The organism is Enterococcus sp. LJL90 (assembly GCF_056924355.1).
In genome coordinates, this window is the sequence record NZ_JBXPBQ010000003.1 from 364,465 (window position 1) to 382,608 (window position 18,144).

Below are 18,144 nucleotides of genomic sequence, written 5' to 3' on the forward strand. Positions count from 1 at the left end.
GTGCTCGGCTATTTTATTACAAAAAATATTAATTTTGAGTCAAGGAGAAGGGATAATCTTCCGCTTGATAATTCTGCGGATTTGGCACAATTCCCAGTTGATATTGGATGTCGCCACCGGCCATTAAGTCCTCATGACTGAAAAATAATTTTTGATAAGGCTGATTATTTCGCAGTGCCTGGTGGATAAATTGTTGCTGCGGCTGATTGGGAGTTGCACTAATTGTCAATTTTTGACCGTTAGATAAATGCATGACCGCTTTTTTTACTAGCGGCATGCCAATCACATATTCACCGGTACCAGGAGTAACGGGATAAAAGCCCAGCGAATTAAAGATGTACCAAGCTGAGGTGCTGCCATTATCCTCGTCACCGGGATAGCCGTCAATCCCCGCACTAAAACATTCTGTTAGTAAATTTTTGATTAAGGGCTGGGCCATTTCAGGACGGCCCACATAGCTAAAGAGATAAGGATAGTGGAAGCTCGGCTGATTTGAAATCGCCAGCTGACCAAATTCAATGGCGGCCATTTCACTCATCTCGTGAATTTCAAAACCGTAGCCGGCAACATCAAATTTCGGCGCTTGATTGCACAAGGTAATTAATTTTTCAGTAAAGGCAGAGGGACCGCCCATTTGCTGGGCTAAACCGGCAAAGTCTTGGTAAACAGCAAAGCTGCTTTGCCATGCACTGCCTTCAGCATAATCTTTGCCCCAACGAATCGGTGAAAAATCAGCTCTGAAGTTTCCTGCTTGATCTTTGGCCCGCATCAAGCCGACCTTCGGATCAAAAATATTGCGGTAGTTTAAGGCTTGCTCCGCATATTTTTGAGCGGTCTCCGTCTCCTGCAGAGTTTGAGCCACTTGGCTGATACAAAAATCACTGTAGGCATAATCCAAAGTATGGTTAACTGATTCATGATAAGTGCTTGGCACATATCCGTATTTTAAGTAATCCAACGTTCCTTGGCGTCCATAATTAGTGTTGTCGCTTTGCACCGTCGCACCTTTTTTCATTGCTTCTAAAAAATGAGGCATTAAATCGGGGCGAATCTTTTTAACAGCCGCATCAGCAATCACGGCATCAATCAAAGTACCAGGCATTAGTCCTCGTTCATCCGGAGATAACCACTTTGGTAAAAAGCCGGTTTCTTGATAACTATTTAAAAAACCCTCCAGCATATCAGCGAATTTTTCTTGAGCAATTAAAGAAAACAGGGGATAAACCGTTTTGTAGGTATCCCAAAAGCCATTGTTGGTGTATAAACTGCCGGCTCTGACTTGTCGGCCTACTGTATCATAGTGGATTTTTTTGTTGTCTGCATCTAGCTCATAAAAAGTCTGAGGAAACAAGAAAGTCCGGTATAAATTGTGATAGAAGGTTTTTGTATGGACCGGATCAGTATGCTCGACTTCAATGCGCTTAAAGTAAGACTGCCATTCTTCTGTGCTCCTTTGACGGAAATCAGCTAAGGTAAGTTCTTTTTCCCTTTCAAGACTGAGCTGAGCCTGCTCTTGACTGATAAAAGAAGTCGCTAAATGGATAGATTGTTTTTGAATAGTGCCAAAAGCCAAACTAACCAAAGTTTGTTCTTCTTGATTTTTTTTAGTCAGCGCCACAATCGGTTCAGAAAAATGGAAGGTCAAATAAAAAGTAAAGTCTGGGTCTTCACAGCCGCTAAAATTGACCACGCTAGCCCGCAACTCATGATCATTAATTTGTTTTAGGTCTTTCAAGCCTGGAAAAGTCAGGAGCAGATTATTTTGCTCTTCTGAATAATTAATTTCAAGAGCCGCACCATACATGCTCGGCACTAGCGTTGAGGTAATATTGTAACGCAGCTGCTGAATAATAAGTTGATAGGGAGCAAAGGTCGCCTCTTCTGGACGATAGGAACTTTGTGCGTGAAACAATGAGAGCTCGCTTAACTCCCCACTATAAGGTGTCATAAGAAAATGACTAAAGTCTCCCATCCAAGGACTTGGCTGATGGGTCAAGCGAAAGCCTTGAAAGATGCGGTCATTGGGATGGAACCACCAACTGCCTTTTTGATCCGTCGTTTGCGCTGCAAAATAATTCATGCCAAAGGGGACGCCAGTATAAGGCAGGCAATTTCCGTTTGAAAAGCTGTGCTGATTAGCTGTTCCGTGGCGGGTATCAATTGTTTCAATCATGTATAAGCTCCTTTGTCGATTGACGTGTAATTAAATGAATGGCGACTTTTTGACTGACTGGTACTTGACTAGTTGTAATCCAAGTAATGAGGGCTTGACCAGCCAGCGCCCCGATTTCTTTAAAATTTTGCGAGATGGTGGTGAGACTAGGATCAACCAAGGCCGCAGCTTGAATATTATCAAAGCCAATCACCGACAGCTCCTCTGGTAATTGAAGCCCCCCTTGTTTTAAAATCCGCATCGCTTCAATGGCCACCAAATCATTTTCACAAACTAGGGCGGTAATCTGATTGGTTGTGACATATTCCAAAAGATTGTTCAAAGTTGCCCGCTGATCTTCTAAAGTTGTATGGAAGCTCAGCTGATGTTCACTCGTACTGCGAATGTAGCCGAGATAGCGCTGGCGGGTTGACTGGGGTAGCCGGTCATTGCCAAAGATATAAGCGATTTTTTGATGGCCTAATGCAATCAAGTAATCGCAGGCGACTTGCCCACCGGCTAAGTTATCAGAATAAATTGCCGGCAGATTTAAATCATGCAGCTGCTTATCCAAGATAATTGTTGGAAATTGTTTTAGTGACAGTTCAAATAATAAATCTAAATGCTGATTTTCATCATCAGCATAATAAATCAAGCCGTCGAATTCTTGGGTAATTTCGTTGGCATGATGGCTCATTAGAAAATCAAAATTGGTCATCATTACTTCGAATTTTTCTGCCTGAACAATTGGCAGTAGGCCTTCTGAAAAATTACCTAAAGAAAGGTCATTTGAAAAAGGCAGCAAAAATAAAATTCGTTTGGTGATTATTTTTTTTTGCGTTGTTTTTTTAACGAAACTACCTTTGCCTCTAGTCCGTTCAATCAACCCCAGCTGCTCCAGTTCGGTCAACGCCCGCTTAGAAGTAATGCGGCTAACCTGATAGCTATCAGATAATTCTTTTTCGGTGGGCACTTGGCTACCCGGCTGTAAAGTTCCACTGAGAATTTTTTCTTTTAGATCATTTAAAATGGTTTGATATAAAGGTTCCATAACTCCTCCTATTTGATATATCATATTTTCTATCTTATCACATTTATTTTTCCTGTAAATACCCAAAAAAACTTTTTTGAAAGCGTAGACAAAGTGGTTTTTATATCGTATAATCAAAAACGAATTAATGATATATCAAATTATGGAGGATTTACTAAAATGGCTTACAAAGATATACCAAAATCAGTTGAGAATTTTATGCAAACAATTACTGAAAAATGTGGGACAGAGCATGCCGATTGGGCAGAAAATTTTAATGCAGCCTTTGCCAACACCTTGTTAACCACTGTTAAGCGTCAAACAGACGGCACTACTTTTTTATTAACCGGTGATATCCCAGCGATGTGGCTGCGGGATTCAACCGCTCAAGTTCGTCCCTATTTAGTAGTCGCCAAGGAAGATGAAGAATTAGCCGCAATGATTGCCGGTCTAGTGAAGAAACAATTTTTCTATATCAATATCGATCCTTACGCTAACGCCTTTAATGAAACGGCCAATCATGCTGGACACCAAAGCGACGATACAGAGATGAACGATTGGATTTGGGAACGGAAATATGAAATTGATTCCCTTTGTTATCCTGTGCAGCTAGCTTATCTTGTTTATAAAAATACTGGCAGAACCGACCAATTCAATGAAGATTTCCTTGAAGGAGTAAAAAAAATCTTAACCGTATTTGAAACGGAGCAAGATCACAATCAATCACCTTATGTATTTGAACGGGATACCACACGCCAAGAGGATACTTTAATCAATGACGGCCGAGGTGCTAAAGTAGTGCCCACTGGGATGACTTGGTCTGGCTTTAGACCAAGTGACGATGCCTGTCAATACGGTTATTTAGTGCCTTCCAATATGTTTGCCGTTGTTATCTTGGGCTATTTAGAAGAAATTTTTAGTCAGCTAATCCCTGATGAAGAGTTGGTGATTAGAGCAAGAAAATTGAAAGAAGCTATTCAAGCCGGCATTGAAAAATTTGGCCACACGAAAAATCAAGCGGGTGAAGCGATTTTTGCCTATGAAGTTGATGGACAAGGGAACGCTACCGTGATGGACGACAGCAATGTGCCGAATTTAATTTCAGCCCCTTACTTAGGCTATGGCCAAGTCGATGACGAGACTTATCTGACTACCAGAAAAACTTTATTGAGTCCAGAAAATCCCTATTTTTATAGCGGCAAATTTGCCAGCGGAATCGGTTCTTCCCACACACCGGAAAATTATGTCTGGCCGATTGCCTTAGCTATGGAGGGGATGACTACCAAAGATAAAAATGAAAAAGTCCGCATTTTAAATCAGTTGGTAGCAACCGATGGCGGAACTCATTTGATGCATGAAGGCTTTGATGTGAATGACCCTAATCAATACACCCGTGAATGGTTCTCTTGGGCCAATATGATGTTTTGTGAATTGGTAATGGATTATTTTGATATTCGCGTTGAAAAATAAGAAAAAATTAAAGACAGCAGGAGCTATGATATGAAGAAAAAAGTTTACATTATTTCCCACAGCCACTGGGACCGTGAATGGTATATGGCCTATGAGCAGCATCATATGCGCTTAGTCCAATTGATGGATGACTTATTGGATTTATTTGAAACGGACCCAAATTTCAGCAGCTTTCATTTAGACGGGCAAACGATTATTTTAGATGATTATTTAGAAGTTCGCCCTGAAAGAAGAGCTGAGGTACAGCGGGCAATTGACAACGGCAAATTACAAATTGGCCCCTTTTATATTTTGCAGGATGACTTTTTAATCAGTGCTGAATCCAACGTGCGGAATATGCTGATTGGTATGGAGGAAAGCAAAAAGTGGGGGACGCCAGTGATGCTGGGCTATTTCCCAGATACTTTTGGTAATATGGGTCAAACTCCGCAAATGATGCAACAGGCCAATTTACAAGCAGCGGCTTTCGGTCGGGGAGTGAAACCAATTGGCTTTGACAATGAAGTGCTAGCAGATAATTATACTTCCCAATATTCTGAAATGGATTGGCAAGGTCCTGATGGTAGTAAAATTTTTGGTTTGTTATTTGCCAACTGGTACAGTAACGGCAATGAAATTCCCGCCGAAGCGACAGCCGCTAAAATTTTCTGGGACCAAAAACTTAAAGAGGCAGAACGCTATGCTTCCACCAATCATCTGTTGATGATGAATGGTGTTGATCATCAACCGGTTCAAAAGGATATTTCAAAAGCGATTGCTTTAGCTAATCAATTGTATCCAGATTATGAGTTTATTCACTCAAACTTTACGGATTATCTAACGGCTACTCAACAGGATTTACCAGCAGACCTTGGCCAAGTTAGCGGTGAATTAACTAGTCAAGAAACCGACGGCTGGTTTACTCTGGCCAATACAGCTTCTGCAAGAATTTATTTAAAGCAGTGGAATACTTTAGTCAGCCGTCAATTAGAAAATATCACGGAACCCTTAGCGGCGATGGCCTATAGCGTGACAGGTGAATATCCCCATGACCAACTGGACTACGCTTGGAAAACTTTGATGCAAAATCATCCCCATGATAGCATTTGCGGCTGTTCAGTCGATGAAGTTCATCGGGAAATGCTGCCTCGCTTTGAAAAAGCCAATGAAGTTGGCAAATATTTAGCGACAGAAGCCACTGAGCAATTAGCTAGAGCCATTGATACGAGCAAATTTCCTGAAGACAGTTTTCCATTTATTGTGTTCAATACCGCCGGCTCTAAAAAGCACGGCACGGCTCAGGTGGATATCGAATTAAAACGTATCACCTTTAAGGAGCAATATCCGTCTGAGGGCTATCAAACACTGGCCGAAGAAGTGAACAACAGCTATCAAGTAATCAACGCTGAAGGAAAAGTTGTGCCGGCCGTTATCAGTGAAGCGCAGATTCGGTTTGATTACGATCTGCCAATAGATCGTTTCAGAATTCCCTACATGGAAAAATATGTGACTGTGACCATTGAAATAGCAGAATTGAACGCTTTTTCCTGGGAAACCTTTGCCTTAGTAGAAGGACAGAACCAACTGCCCCGCCCTGCTATCGTTAAAGAAAGCGGCCGAGTTTTAGAAAATGATCAAGTAAAATTGACTGTTGAAGCAGATGGTTCTGTGAGCTTAACGGATAAACAGTTGAATCGGAAACTGGAAAATCTGCTGGTTTTTGAAGATGTTGGTGATATTGCCAATGAGTATATTTTTAAACAACCAAAACATGATCAGGCCATTTTATCGACTTCTTTTGAACATCATATTGAAGTAGTTGAAGATACGCCTTTACACGGTAAAATCCGCTTGACCCATGAGCTAGCAATTCCAAAATCCGCCGAAGATTTGCTGACTTTAGAACAGCAAATGGTCGTTGATTTTCGTTATCGAAAGGCTCAGCGTTCACAGGAGTTAATGCCGTTTACTTTAACTACTGAAATAACCCTTGAAGCTGGCAGCAAGAGAATCAATTTTGAAACTAAAGTCAATAATCAAGCCAAAGATCATCGGCTGCGGGTGCTTTTTCCAACGACGATTCAGACGCAAACCCATGAGGCAGACAGTATTTACGAAACCGTCACTCGTCCCAACCAAGTTTCAAAAAATTGGGAGAATCCGACTAATCCACAACATCAGCACGCCTTTGTTAATCTCCATGATGAAAATTTTGGTGTAACAGTTTCTAACTTTGGTCTGACAGAATATGAGGTTGTCGAGGATACAATTGCGGTGACTTTATTGCGTTGTGTCGGTGAATTAGGCGATTGGGGTTATTTCCCAACACCGGAAGCTCAATGTTTGGGCGAGCAGACTTTCAGCTATGGGATTGAGTTACATGGAAAACCGGCCAGCCGCTACGCTACCTATCAACAGGCCCATAATGTCCAAGTGCCATTTGTAACGGCACAAACAGAAATTCATGGAGGAAACTTAGCGACTGCAGAGCAATTTTTGGAAATCGATGGCCACTTATTTGAAGTGACGGCGTTGAAACGACGGAAAAGTGATCAGGCTTTAATTTTGCGGGGCTATAATTTAAGCGATCAAGAGGCTGCTGTAAAAATTGAAAAAAATGGCCACCCAGCTGTTCAACTATTGAATTTATTGGAGGAACCGTGGGGCGATTTCACTGAAAACTTGCGCCCCTATGAAATTAAAACAATTGAGATAAAGGGGTAAGTCTGATGTATTTTGGCGGTATTGAAGCTGGCGGGACCAAATTTATCTGTGCTGTCAGCGATAAAGAGCAGAAAATTATTGATAAAGTGAGTATTCCGACAACCACGCCTGAGGAAACCTTGGCGCAAGTATTTGCTTTTTTTCAACAGTATCAGCTTGCGGCCATGGGTATAGGTTCCTTTGGTCCAATCGGCATTAATCCTGAACTGGAGAATTACGGCTATGTTTTAGCGACCCCCAAGCCCGGTTGGAGAGATTTTGATTTTTTAGGCAGTATCAAAGCCCGTTATTCGATTCCGATTGTCTGGACGACAGATGTCAATGCCGCAGCCTTTGGCGAATTGAAGCAGGGAGCCGCTCAAGGAAAAAAGAGTTGCTTATATATAACTGTCGGTACTGGGATTGGCGGCGGCGTCGTATTGGATGGGAAAATTTTCTCTGGCATCACGCATCCAGAGCTGGGGCACATTCATGTGAAGCGCCATCCCGATGATGATTATGAAGGAACCTGTCCCTATCATAAGGACTGTTTGGAGGGGCTGGCAGCAGGTCCGGCTTTGGAGGCAAGAACAGGTATTAAAGGGCAAGACTTACCGGAGGACCACCTAATTTGGGAGTTGCAAGCTTATTATATCGGTCAAGCCTTGATGACCTACGTTTTATCACTTGCGCCGGAAAAAATTGTTCTCGGTGGTGGCGTAATGAATCAAGAGCATATGCTAATGAGAATTCGCCAAGCCTTTGTCGTTCAGATGGCAGGCTACGTGGAAACGCCAGCAGTGGAAGACTATATTGTTCACTGGGGCTTGCCGAATGAAAGTGGGATTATCGGCTGTTTGTTGTTGGCTGAGGATGCGCTGGAACGGGAATCAAAGAGGCCAAGAGTCTAGACTATTAAATGGAAAGTGATTAACGCAGCTAATTTCTTCTTTCTAATTTTAGTGTACTTTTGAAAGAGCTATCGAAAATCATCTGGATTATTATGAAATCTAAAAAGAGGCTAGCAAAATTATTTATGCTTAGCCTCTTTTATTGTGCAAATATTGTGCAAAATATTATTTGAAAATTTTGACTAGATATTTATTGTCGCTGATCTCTTCTATAAAGTTGAGCAATTATTAAGAAGAAAATAATCAAAATCCCTGTTAATAGGCTTAAGCTACTGTAACGATCATTTGTCTGCGGCAGTTTTTTATTGCTATTATTGGAATTATTATTAGAGAAAGCTGGATTCTCTGAATTTCCAGAACTTGGGTTTTCGTTAGCAGCATGTGGATTTGTGCTTGAGCTAATATTTAAATCATTTGTTTCTTCGCTGGTACTGGAACTAGAAGCAGAGTTAGTATCTTCAGTATCACTGGAATTAGATGTGGAGTTAGTTGAACTAGTGCCTTCAGTGTCAGTGGAACTAGAGTTAGTCGAACTAGTGCTTTCAGTGTCAGTTGAACTAGAGTTAGTCGAACTAGTGCTTTCAGTGTCAGTTGAACTAGAAGTAGTAGTCGTGTTAGTTGTTGTATCTTCTGTGATACTCGAGCTTGTCGTCGATGTCGTTTCTGTATCAGTAGAGCTAGCCGTTGTGGTGGATTCTTCGCTCTCGCTTGAATCTGGCTTTTTTGGATATACTCCTGAGTTTAAGTAGTTTTGCTCATATAGTGGACTAACTAAGTCAGCCAGTTCAGGAAGCTCTTGAGTATCGACTGTATTCCAAAAATAATCAATTTGTAGTTGCTCAGTTAAATCAACTTTGGAACTGGTAGCTTCATCACCGATATTATAAGTAGTAACCTCCATATCAGCCAGTGGAATTGAAGAATAGTCAAAAGCTACTGAATAGATGCCAGACGGTAAATAGTCAAAGAGATATGCTCCATTTTCAGCTGTTTTGATATCTTCCAAGGATTCTCCTCGTAAATTTTCAGTCATTAGTTTATAACCGGATGATGTTTTTTTGTAAAGGCTAGCTGGCACACTGCTAATTTTTTTTCAGTGCTTTGTATTTGCCCATCTTGATTCTCATCTAACCAAACGACGCCACTAATTTCCCGACCAAAAATGCGATGTTCCACCATGTTCGAAGAAATTGCTGTCGGATAATTGCTGCCAGAATTTCCTAAAGTTCGATGACGATAAATATCTCCTGGCTGATTATCTCGATTCACCATTGTTAAAATAATCTCTGCTGAATCTCCTGGAGATAGTGTTTCTTGGAATTCATATAAAACGGCTTGTGTTCCAGTCAAAGATTGTCCAGTATAAAGTTGCCAGCCATCAGCTGCTACATTGATGTTGTTTGGATTTTCGTAAGTGACTGGCTGAGTATTCAAATAAAATTTGACTTCTTGCTCATCATTTAAATGGGTAGTGATAGCTGATAATTGACTTGTGCCGTTAAAAGTAGATCCATAATGGTCACCATCTTTCGGTAGAATAACCAATCCACGAACATTTGGTTCTTTAAGAGAAGTGGTGTAAGGAGAAAGTGACAATTGATATTCTTGATTGATCTCTCCTTTACTTGGTGACAATTTTTCATATAAACCTAATCTACCGATTCTGTTGACTACGATTGTTGCAGTTGCTAGTCGGAGTGCTTCATCACTAGTATCCTTTGAGGTACTGATAACTGACTGCGCAGTTAAACTGGCCGTGTTATTGATAAAGTTGATATTCAAATCATCAAATTGAGTATCGAAATTGATATTTTTCAGAGTTGCTGTTACTTCAGGTGTCGAGACAGCTGTTACTCTAAAGAGAAGTTTTTGAGTACCATCAGGATTTATCGTAACTTCGGGAACCAAGCTATTGCCGCCATATTTTCCAGAGTCTAAGACATAGGAAACTCCTTTGGGCAAAATAACATTCCAGCTGATTTCATCGGAATCGTGATAATTTTGACTAGCAAGCAAGCTGTTATCTTGAATTGTCCAGTTGACGGTTTCGGTACTACGATAGGTACTTTTATCTGCAGTCAAACTGTTTGATACTTTAATGGGCACAATACCCAGTGTATCAAATTTGGTGTGACCATTGACCGGCTCTTGCAAAGTGAGTAATTTATTTTCATCATTGTATTTAGTTTCAGTGAAAATTGAGTAGTTTTTGGTTATATCATAACGACTCGCATCTTTTTGGCTATCTTCTGGGGAACCAGGATTGAAGGAAGCTCGCTGTTCATCAGTGAAAATCGCCATTTCAGCTACATAAATATTTGGTGTGCCTTGGTCAGTTTGAGAACCATTTTTTTCAGATATTGCTGTCAGATAAGTTCCGCCATATTTCCATGTACGTGCAATAGGAGTTTGTACATCCATCAAAACGGCTCCTACTGAAGCGTACAGGTCTGGCGGTAAGTCAGACGGAGTGTACCATCTGTAGTTTTCAACTGTTGCTTGAGCCAAATTATTTAATGAGTTTGGATTTGAAAGTTGACTAATACCATACCAGTAACCTTGACTAATAATTGTCTGACCAGTCCCACCAAAGGGTGATAAGTTAGGGATTAACTTATCATTTTCCGCAAAATCTTGTGGAGTCAGCTCAAAGGCATCTGTATTCCATTTTTGTAAAAATTGATAACCACCCTTACAGAGACTATCACCAAAGCTACCACCACCGGCCATAAGAACACGGGCGCCAGTTACTGTTTGACCGTCTCCGTATGGATCGATATCATTGCTGAGTGAATATTTGCCAAACGGCCTTCTTGTATCAGGATTTTTGAAATTCGCCGATAGATATCCTCGTATACCAGGCATTTCGTTACGAATAGAGAATTCAGTGGTAACTTTTTTTTCAACACTCTGAGTATCTGTATAACTAAGGGCAGCTTTATAATAAATTGTATTTTCAGTGTTATCGGGATTCAAAAGGCCGCCGTAAGCATAATCATTGGCAACGAGTACATCTACATTTTGATTGGTAAAAGCCTTTTGATTTCCTGTGTAAATCGTGCGGCCGGTATAGCCATCAGCTCGTCGTATAGGATAGGTAGCTCCAATCTGATAATCTTGAATCTCAAAGGTTACTGGAGTTGTTAAATCAAAATTGTTTAATTGATAGGTGCCGCTATCCCAGATAGAATTTAGTGCATTATAGGTATTTTTATCTGTCATCCTTGAACCAGCCCAATAATTGCGGCTGTCATTAAATTCTTTTTGATTATAAGATAGATTCTGAGTATTGCTTAGGGTATTTGGATTAGAACTGATTAAGTTAGTTGCACCACTATTCACAACGTAATTATGAAAGTCAATAATGTAAGGCGGTCGATTTTTGTTTGTAAAATCCAAATTTGTCGTCGGCCCATCATCCCAGACAACTCGTCCATCCATTGATAAATTGACATTTAACTTGCCTGATGGGAAGGCAGCTCCTTTAATATCATTTTTCCCCGGTAGAGGTACTGCCATTAGCTCAATACCGATGGGAACAGTTCGATCGTTTGTTTGATAGGCAGCTGTTGTCAAAATGGTTTGGGAAGCAAACTTTGGCGTTCCAACAGAAATCTTTGGTTCGATGCTAACTTGGCTGCTAACAGTCCGTGGGAGAATAGTATCAAAGTCTTGACGAATGTTCTGCCCAGAAATATCGACTCCGTCAATACTCAATAATTGGACACTAAACTCTGGTTTTATGATTAAATCGTTATCAGCACCTAAAACATTAAGATTAATAGGATATGTTACTGCATTAGCGGTCGAAGGAATTGTATATTCTGTTTCAAAGGTTATGCGGTTATTAAGTGCATCCTCCTGTGAATTTTCACCAAAGACAGCATTTGCTCTGCCGGCTACATAGCCATCAGGTAAACTGCCTGAGATTTTAACTTTAATATTGTGAATCGTTCCTCCAGCGACATCATTTAAAGTAATTTTTACAGGATAAGTGATTGTATCAAAGGAGCGAATAATGCCGTTATTGTTGCCAGAATCATTTCCGGCAGTATCATCTTCATCAAAGTTTTCCGTTCCATCGGTGATATCAGTTTCAACGATTTCTGCGCTGAATTCTAAATTTTCTAGAGAGAACTCTTGATTAATTTCGGTTTCTTGGGGCACTTCTTCAGGCAAAACTTCGGTTGCTATTGGTGCTGAGTCGTCGGTTTCTAAATTATTAATTGCTTCACTAGTCTCTTCTGTTACTTCAAGCTCATCAACTGGAGCAGGCTGATTTTCAATAATGCCTTCAATTGAATCAGTTGAACTAGTAATCGTAATATTACCTGAATTTGGCTGGTATTCACCATTTAATGACAATCTTGCCAATTTGGAGTTATCCGGACTATTGAAGGTTAAAAAGAGCTGTTGACCTTGAGCTCGAAATTCTCCTAAAATGTTACCAATTGTTACATCGATAATCGGATAATCGCCAGCTGGAACTTGAAGATTACTTGAAACATTAAGAACCAACTCCTCGTTGGCAGCGGTGGAATATTCAAAGGTTAATTCAGTTTGCAAAGATTGTTCAGTTAGCGAAAGCACCTCTAGTTGAGAAAATTCGATAGCGTTTTCAAAATTTTGTTCAGACTGAGCGTGAACCAATAGAGAGTTCAAGAATAGTGGTAGGACAAGAATAAGTATTAAGAAATATTGAAAAAGCTTTTTCATAAGGAACCCTCCTAAACACTAATATATGCTAATTGATTGACTGTCGGGCTATTATTAAGAAGATTTGAATGCTTTCTTAAATTGAAATAAAGCATTATATTCGAAAAATATCCTCTTTTAAATAATAACCAAATATGTGATTTTTTTAAATAGTTTATGACGAAAAATGAATAAAATTGTAATTTTTTCGGAAAAAAATTGAAGTTTTTTTGAAATTTTGTTTATTAATTTGTAATAAGTGGCGTTGTTTTGTTTGCTGATATAAAAAAATTTTTTTTGCTATTTTTTTATAAGTTACTAAGTTGAAGAGCCAGACTTCTTAATATTTCATTTATCTCAGGCGACAGATTTCTTGAACTAATGAAAGAAAGTCTAAAATAAGGTATAATTAAAACTAGCGTGACAGAATTTGAGAATAAATATGAGGTGACCCAACTATGAAAAAGATTTTAGTCGTAGATGATGAAAAACCAATTTCAGATATAGTGAAATTTAATTTAACTAAAGAAGGCTTTGAAGTCAGCACCGCTTATGATGGCGAAGAAGCATTAGAAAAAGTCAAAGAAGTAGAACCGGATTTAGTTTTGTTGGACTTGATGCTGCCGAAGATGGACGGCTTAGAAGTGGCGCGGGAAATTCGCAAAACCTATGATATGCCAATCATTATGGTAACTGCTAAAGATTCCGAAATTGATAAAGTTTTAGGCTTGGAATTAGGAGCGGATGATTATGTCACAAAACCATTTTCTAATCGGGAATTAATTGCTCGAGTGAAGGCGAATCTGCGGAGAGGTGCAGTTGCTAAAGAAGTCGACAATGGTCAAGGTGAGTTGGCAATTGGTGATTTGACAATTTTACCGGATGCTTACATGGTGACCAAACGCGGCGACACGATTGAGCTGACCCACAGGGAATTTGAATTGCTGCATTATTTGGCTAAGCACATCGGTCAAGTGATGACTCGGGAGCATTTATTGCAAACTGTTTGGGGTTATGATTATTTTGGCGACGTGCGGACAGTTGACGTAACCGTCCGTCGTTTAAGAGAAAAAATTGAAGACAATCCAAGTCATCCGACGTACCTAGTGACGCGCCGCGGCGTTGGTTATTATTTACGGAGTCCAGAACAGGAGTAGGCGATGCAAAAAAGAGTGCGTTTTTTTCAGTCGGTTAACTTTAAAATTGCCCTGACATTTATTTTGATTTTAGTGATTTCAATCGAAATTATCGGGGCCTATTTTATCAGTAATTTGGAAAACACCACCATCACATCTTTTTATAATGACATGAACCAGCGGACTTCGGCTTTAGCATCCAACGTTGGCACTGTTTTAAACAACAGTGAAAGCGGCGAAAATTTTGATGATTTAAGCAGCGAAGTCCAGCAAGTCATTAATAATATGAATATGACCGATATCATTGAAGCACGGGTCATCAATGCCGAGAGTACGATTCTAGCCACTAATGAAACCAGTGGGACTAGTTTAGTCGGGCAGAAAAATGATTATGCCGTCTTAAATGATTTTGATGTCCTCAATGAACAGCAGGTGGATGAAAATAATGAACGGGTCTACATTAACGTCTACCCGATTCAGTCTAACGCCGGTAATCTTGGGGCGGTCTATATCCGAAGCAATGTTGAAAGCCAGTATGCTGAAATCAGCAAAACAGCTTTTATTTTTTTTAGTGCGTCTTTAATTGCAGCGGTGATTTCAATTATTGTGGCCTTATGGGTCTCCCGCTCGATTACTCAGCCGATTGAAGAGATGCGGCTGCATGCAATGCGGGTTGCCAATGGGGATTATTCTGGTCGAGTGCAAGTTTATGGAAAAGATGAGTTGAGTCAGTTAGGGGAAAGCTTTAATCAGTTGTCAGAAAGAATTGAAGAGACTCAAGATTCTATGGAGGCCGAGCGCAATCGTTTGGATAGTGTCTTGACCCACATGACTGATGGGGTTATCGCCACTGATCGTCGGGGCACAGTTATCACGATTAATGAAACGGCCTTGTCATTATTAGGCATAACCAGTGAAGAAGCTGTCGGTGAATCCATTTTAACCTTGTTAAATATTCAAGAGGATTACAGTCTGCGGCGTTTATTGGAAGAAACCAAAGACTTATTATTAGACCGCTCGGAATCTGACCGGCGGGAAAACCAATTGATTTTAAAAGTCAATTTTTCGATGCTCCGTAGAGAATCTGGATTTATCAGCGGCTTGGTTGCCGTTATTCATGATGTTACCGAACAAGAGCGGACAGAACAAGAGCGGCGCGAATTTGTTTCAAATGTGTCTCATGAATTGCGGACACCGTTAACTAGTATGCGCAGTTATATTGAAGCGCTGAGTGAAGGTGCTTGGCAGGATGAAGAAGTAGCCCCGCAATTTTTAAAGGTCACTTTAGAAGAGACGGATCGGATGATTCGGATGATTAACGATTTGCTGGATTTGTCCCGTATGGACGTGGGGACCAACACGACACTGCAACGAGAATTTGTTAATTTCACTGAGTTGGTCAATTTTGTCTTGGATCGCTTTGATATGATGGTCAGCAGTCAAGAAAAGGAATACGTGATTCGGCGGGAATTCACCCAAAGAAATTTATGGGTGGAAATTGATACTGATAAGATGATTCAAGTCATCGACAATATCATGAACAATGCGATTAAGTATTCGCCAGATGGCGGCACGATTACCGTGCGTTTAATCGAGACCCACAACAATATTATTTTCAGTGTGTCTGATCAGGGCTTGGGAATTCCCCGCAAGGATTTGGGACGAGTTTTTGATCGTTTTTATCGGGTAGATAAAGCAAGAGCGAGGGCTCAGGGGGGAACCGGTCTGGGATTAGCCATATCCAGAGAAGTTGTCAAAGCCCACGGCGGTTCCATCTGGGCAGAAAGCCAAGAAAATCGGGGCTCAACCTTTTACATTGCGTTACCTTATGAGCCTTATGAGGAGGATTGGTGGGAATGAAACTTTCAGATAAATTAATTCGTTTGACGTTAGTCCTGCTGATTGCCCTCAGCATTTTCTTGTCCTATAATATTTGGCTCAGCCCAGCCAATACTAGTAGCGAGACTCGGAATACTGCGGTCAACACAGAAAACCAAAATAGCCGGAATGCCGATGATGTCTTTCTACCTTTGAAAATGATTCAGCTGGTGGACGGCGTAGCTAGCGGCAGTCAAAGTGAGACTGCCATTGGCCAAATTCATGATTTGCTCTCGACGAATATTTTTGGCGAGCTGACGTTAGAAACAAGTGAAGATGAAAATTTTGCCAGCAATCAAATGATTCAAAACGGCTTGGAATTCAGCTATCAAGGGAGCTATTTATTGAGCGATTATCTAGCAACTTTTAAAATCGAAGCAGATAACAGCGAAGAGAGTGAAGGGTTTTATTTTTCTAAAGTCCAGCTAGATTTTGACAATCAAGTAGCGAAATTTATCAGCTACGGGGAGAATGCCTATATGCAAATGGCTTTCTCAGGTACAGCGAGCAGCTATCAACAGATTTTAGACGGCAATAGTTTGAATTGGACAACTGTTAGTTTGGATGAAACTTCGACGACGGGGCAATACAACAGTAGTGAAACGATTGAGTTGAGCAACTATAGTTATATTTTATCCACTCAGTCTTCCACGTTATTTAGAAATGCTTTTTTCCAAGACCCTAGTGATGTGACCAATGAGAGTGCCACGACCTTTATCAGTGGTCAGGAGCGTCTAGAAATTGACAGTGACCAACAGCTAGCAGAATTTCATGGCGAACTGCCGGTTACCGATGGATTAACGGATGAATTTAATCAAAGCTTTGCTTACATTTCTAAGCTAGGTTCAAATGTCGGCAATTTGCGTTATTTTGATCGGGAGGATGACCAGCTAAATTATCGAGTTTTTGTGGAAGGCTATCCGGTTTTTGGTCAAAATTGGCAGGGCTTGGTGGGCGTTGAGGTGGAGGATAATCCTTTAGAGGATAATTTATCGGTCTCCATCAATACAAGTACCCGCACGATTCAAGTGCCAATTCCGACAGATGAAACGGAAATTTTGCCCAGCACGGAAACTGTTCGCAGTGAAATACAAGCGGCAGGCGGCGATTTGCCGTTAGCTACTTCGGTGATTATCGGCTATACCTGGGAAGCAATTCGTGACGTTGATCGGGTGGTGGATTTAAAACCAGAATGGTATATTCGCTATGATAAAAAGTGGTACTCGATGCGGGAATTGCTGGATACATTAGCAGATGCGGAGGTGAACTAAGTGAATTTCAAACGAATTGAGATTGTTTTTGTGATTGCTTTTATCGGCTTGAATTTATTTTTGTTCGCTTTGTATCGCAACAATACCAATGCCTTAGCAACTGCCACCAACACACCGCAAACAGAATCAATCGAGACTTTACTGAGTACGAATAACATCACCTACTCAGGAGATTTTTCTCGGGAGAAAATGGAAGGTTATTATCTCAGTGGAGAACAAACTAGTTGGCCTGAAGCTTTAAGACAATTACGGGAAGAAAGTGGCAATACTGATTTATTTACCCGCACCAGCACGACGGACAATATCTTGACCAACCAGTTGACCAATCCACAAATTGTCAACACCGATGAATTGGCAGACGGAATTGTTGCTTTTATTGCCCAAAGAAATCTCGTCCCCTTTGGAACAGACTATACTTATCAAGAAGACCTCTCAACCTTTAGTGATGAGACGAATACGGCGATTGCCAGTCAAAGCTATGAAGGCATTTCTTTTTTTGATAGTAGCGATCCGACAGCTCAACTGGAATTAACTTTGACGGAGAGCAGTGACAATGAAACGTATCGCATTGACAGCTATCGTGTGACTCATATCAGCAATATCGAAACCTTGCGGGAGCGGATGGAATTGATTTCTGAGCGGGAGGCTGTGGCGACTTTATACACCAATAGTCGACTGCCGCAAGATTCCGAAATTTTATGGACTAAATTAGCATACTCCCGCATTATTCAATTGCGGGAAAAAAGTGTTTATGTGCCGGTCTGGTTTGTAGCGGTCAGTCGCAGCGGTGAAACGGGCATTCAATATGAGAGTGTCAATGCCATCAGCAACTCAGTCATTACAAATTCCAGCTTAACAGTGGTAGAAAGTTAAGGGAAAGCCGTGTATAATGAGTCCTGAACCAAAGCGGAAGGAAGTT

Annotated in this window: 11 protein-coding genes; 7 read left to right on the forward strand and 4 right to left on the reverse strand. The window is 40.7% G+C overall.

The genetic code is table 11. From position 1 onward, the window contains the following. Nucleotides 1-28 precede the first annotated feature (28 nt). The gene (locus AC1Z3S_RS09870) at nt 29-2,173 is read right to left on the reverse strand and encodes a GH92 family glycosyl hydrolase (RefSeq protein WP_461740230.1); all 2,145 of its coding nucleotides are present in this window, start codon (nt 2,171-2,173) and stop codon (nt 29-31) included. Then, nucleotides 2,166-3,203: a GntR family transcriptional regulator gene (locus AC1Z3S_RS09875; RefSeq protein ID WP_461740231.1), complete on the reverse strand. Its 1,038-nt coding sequence runs from the start codon at nt 3,201-3,203 to the stop codon at nt 2,166-2,168. Before AC1Z3S_RS09875 ends, AC1Z3S_RS09870 begins: the two co-directional genes overlap by 8 nt. Nucleotides 3,204-3,362: 159 nt before the next feature. On the opposite strand from AC1Z3S_RS09875, the gene AC1Z3S_RS09880 reads away from it, so the two are divergent. Genes AC1Z3S_RS09880 through AC1Z3S_RS09890 form a run of 3 tightly spaced genes read left to right on the forward strand, consistent with a single transcriptional unit; the run spans nt 3,363 to nt 8,245 of the window. After that, nucleotides 3,363-4,652: a glycoside hydrolase family 125 protein gene (locus AC1Z3S_RS09880; RefSeq protein WP_461740232.1), complete on the forward strand. Its 1,290-nt coding sequence runs from the start codon at nt 3,363-3,365 to the stop codon at nt 4,650-4,652. Nucleotides 4,653-4,682: 30 nt separating this feature from the next. Beyond that, nucleotides 4,683-7,355, forward strand: a complete 2,673-nt coding sequence (locus AC1Z3S_RS09885; protein WP_461740233.1) for an alpha-mannosidase — start codon at nt 4,683-4,685, stop codon at nt 7,353-7,355. A 5-nt stretch (nt 7,356-7,360) separates the two neighbouring features. After that, a complete protein-coding gene (locus tag AC1Z3S_RS09890) occupies nt 7,361-8,245 on the forward strand; it encodes an ROK family protein (RefSeq protein ID WP_461740234.1) in 885 nt (294 codons plus the stop codon). A gap of 190 nt (nt 8,246-8,435) precedes the next feature. On the opposite strand, the gene AC1Z3S_RS09895 is transcribed toward AC1Z3S_RS09890, so the two are convergent. Both AC1Z3S_RS09895 and AC1Z3S_RS09900 read right to left on the reverse strand, forming a co-directional pair. Further along, a complete protein-coding gene (locus AC1Z3S_RS09895; RefSeq protein ID WP_461740235.1) occupies nt 8,436-9,251 on the reverse strand; it encodes a hypothetical protein in 816 nt (271 codons plus the stop codon). Between the two features lie 26 nt (nt 9,252-9,277). Further along, nucleotides 9,278-12,961 (reverse strand): hypothetical protein, encoded by a 3,684-nt coding sequence (locus AC1Z3S_RS09900; RefSeq protein ID WP_461740236.1) that lies wholly within the window; start codon nt 12,959-12,961, stop codon nt 9,278-9,280. Nucleotides 12,962-13,398: 437 nt separating this feature from the next. On the opposite strand from AC1Z3S_RS09900, the gene yycF reads away from it, so the two are divergent. From yycF to AC1Z3S_RS09920, 4 genes are read left to right on the forward strand one after another with little or no spacing between them, the layout of a single operon-like run. Continuing rightward, the gene (yycF, locus tag AC1Z3S_RS09905; protein WP_461736347.1) at nt 13,399-14,097 is read left to right on the forward strand and encodes a response regulator YycF; all 699 of its coding nucleotides are present in this window, start codon (nt 13,399-13,401) and stop codon (nt 14,095-14,097) included. 3 nt (nt 14,098-14,100) lie between these two features. Beyond that, nucleotides 14,101-15,936, forward strand: a complete 1,836-nt coding sequence (gene walK / locus AC1Z3S_RS09910) for a cell wall metabolism sensor histidine kinase WalK (protein WP_461740237.1) — start codon at nt 14,101-14,103, stop codon at nt 15,934-15,936. Then, nucleotides 15,933-17,225: a YycH family regulatory protein gene (locus AC1Z3S_RS09915; RefSeq protein ID WP_461740238.1), complete on the forward strand. Its 1,293-nt coding sequence runs from the start codon at nt 15,933-15,935 to the stop codon at nt 17,223-17,225. The genes walK and AC1Z3S_RS09915 overlap by 4 nt, the downstream gene beginning before the upstream one ends. Beyond that, the gene (locus AC1Z3S_RS09920; RefSeq protein ID WP_461740239.1) at nt 17,226-18,098 is read left to right on the forward strand and encodes a two-component system regulatory protein YycI; all 873 of its coding nucleotides are present in this window, start codon (nt 17,226-17,228) and stop codon (nt 18,096-18,098) included. It abuts the gene before it with no gap. The last annotated feature ends 46 nt before the right edge of the window (nt 18,099-18,144 follow it).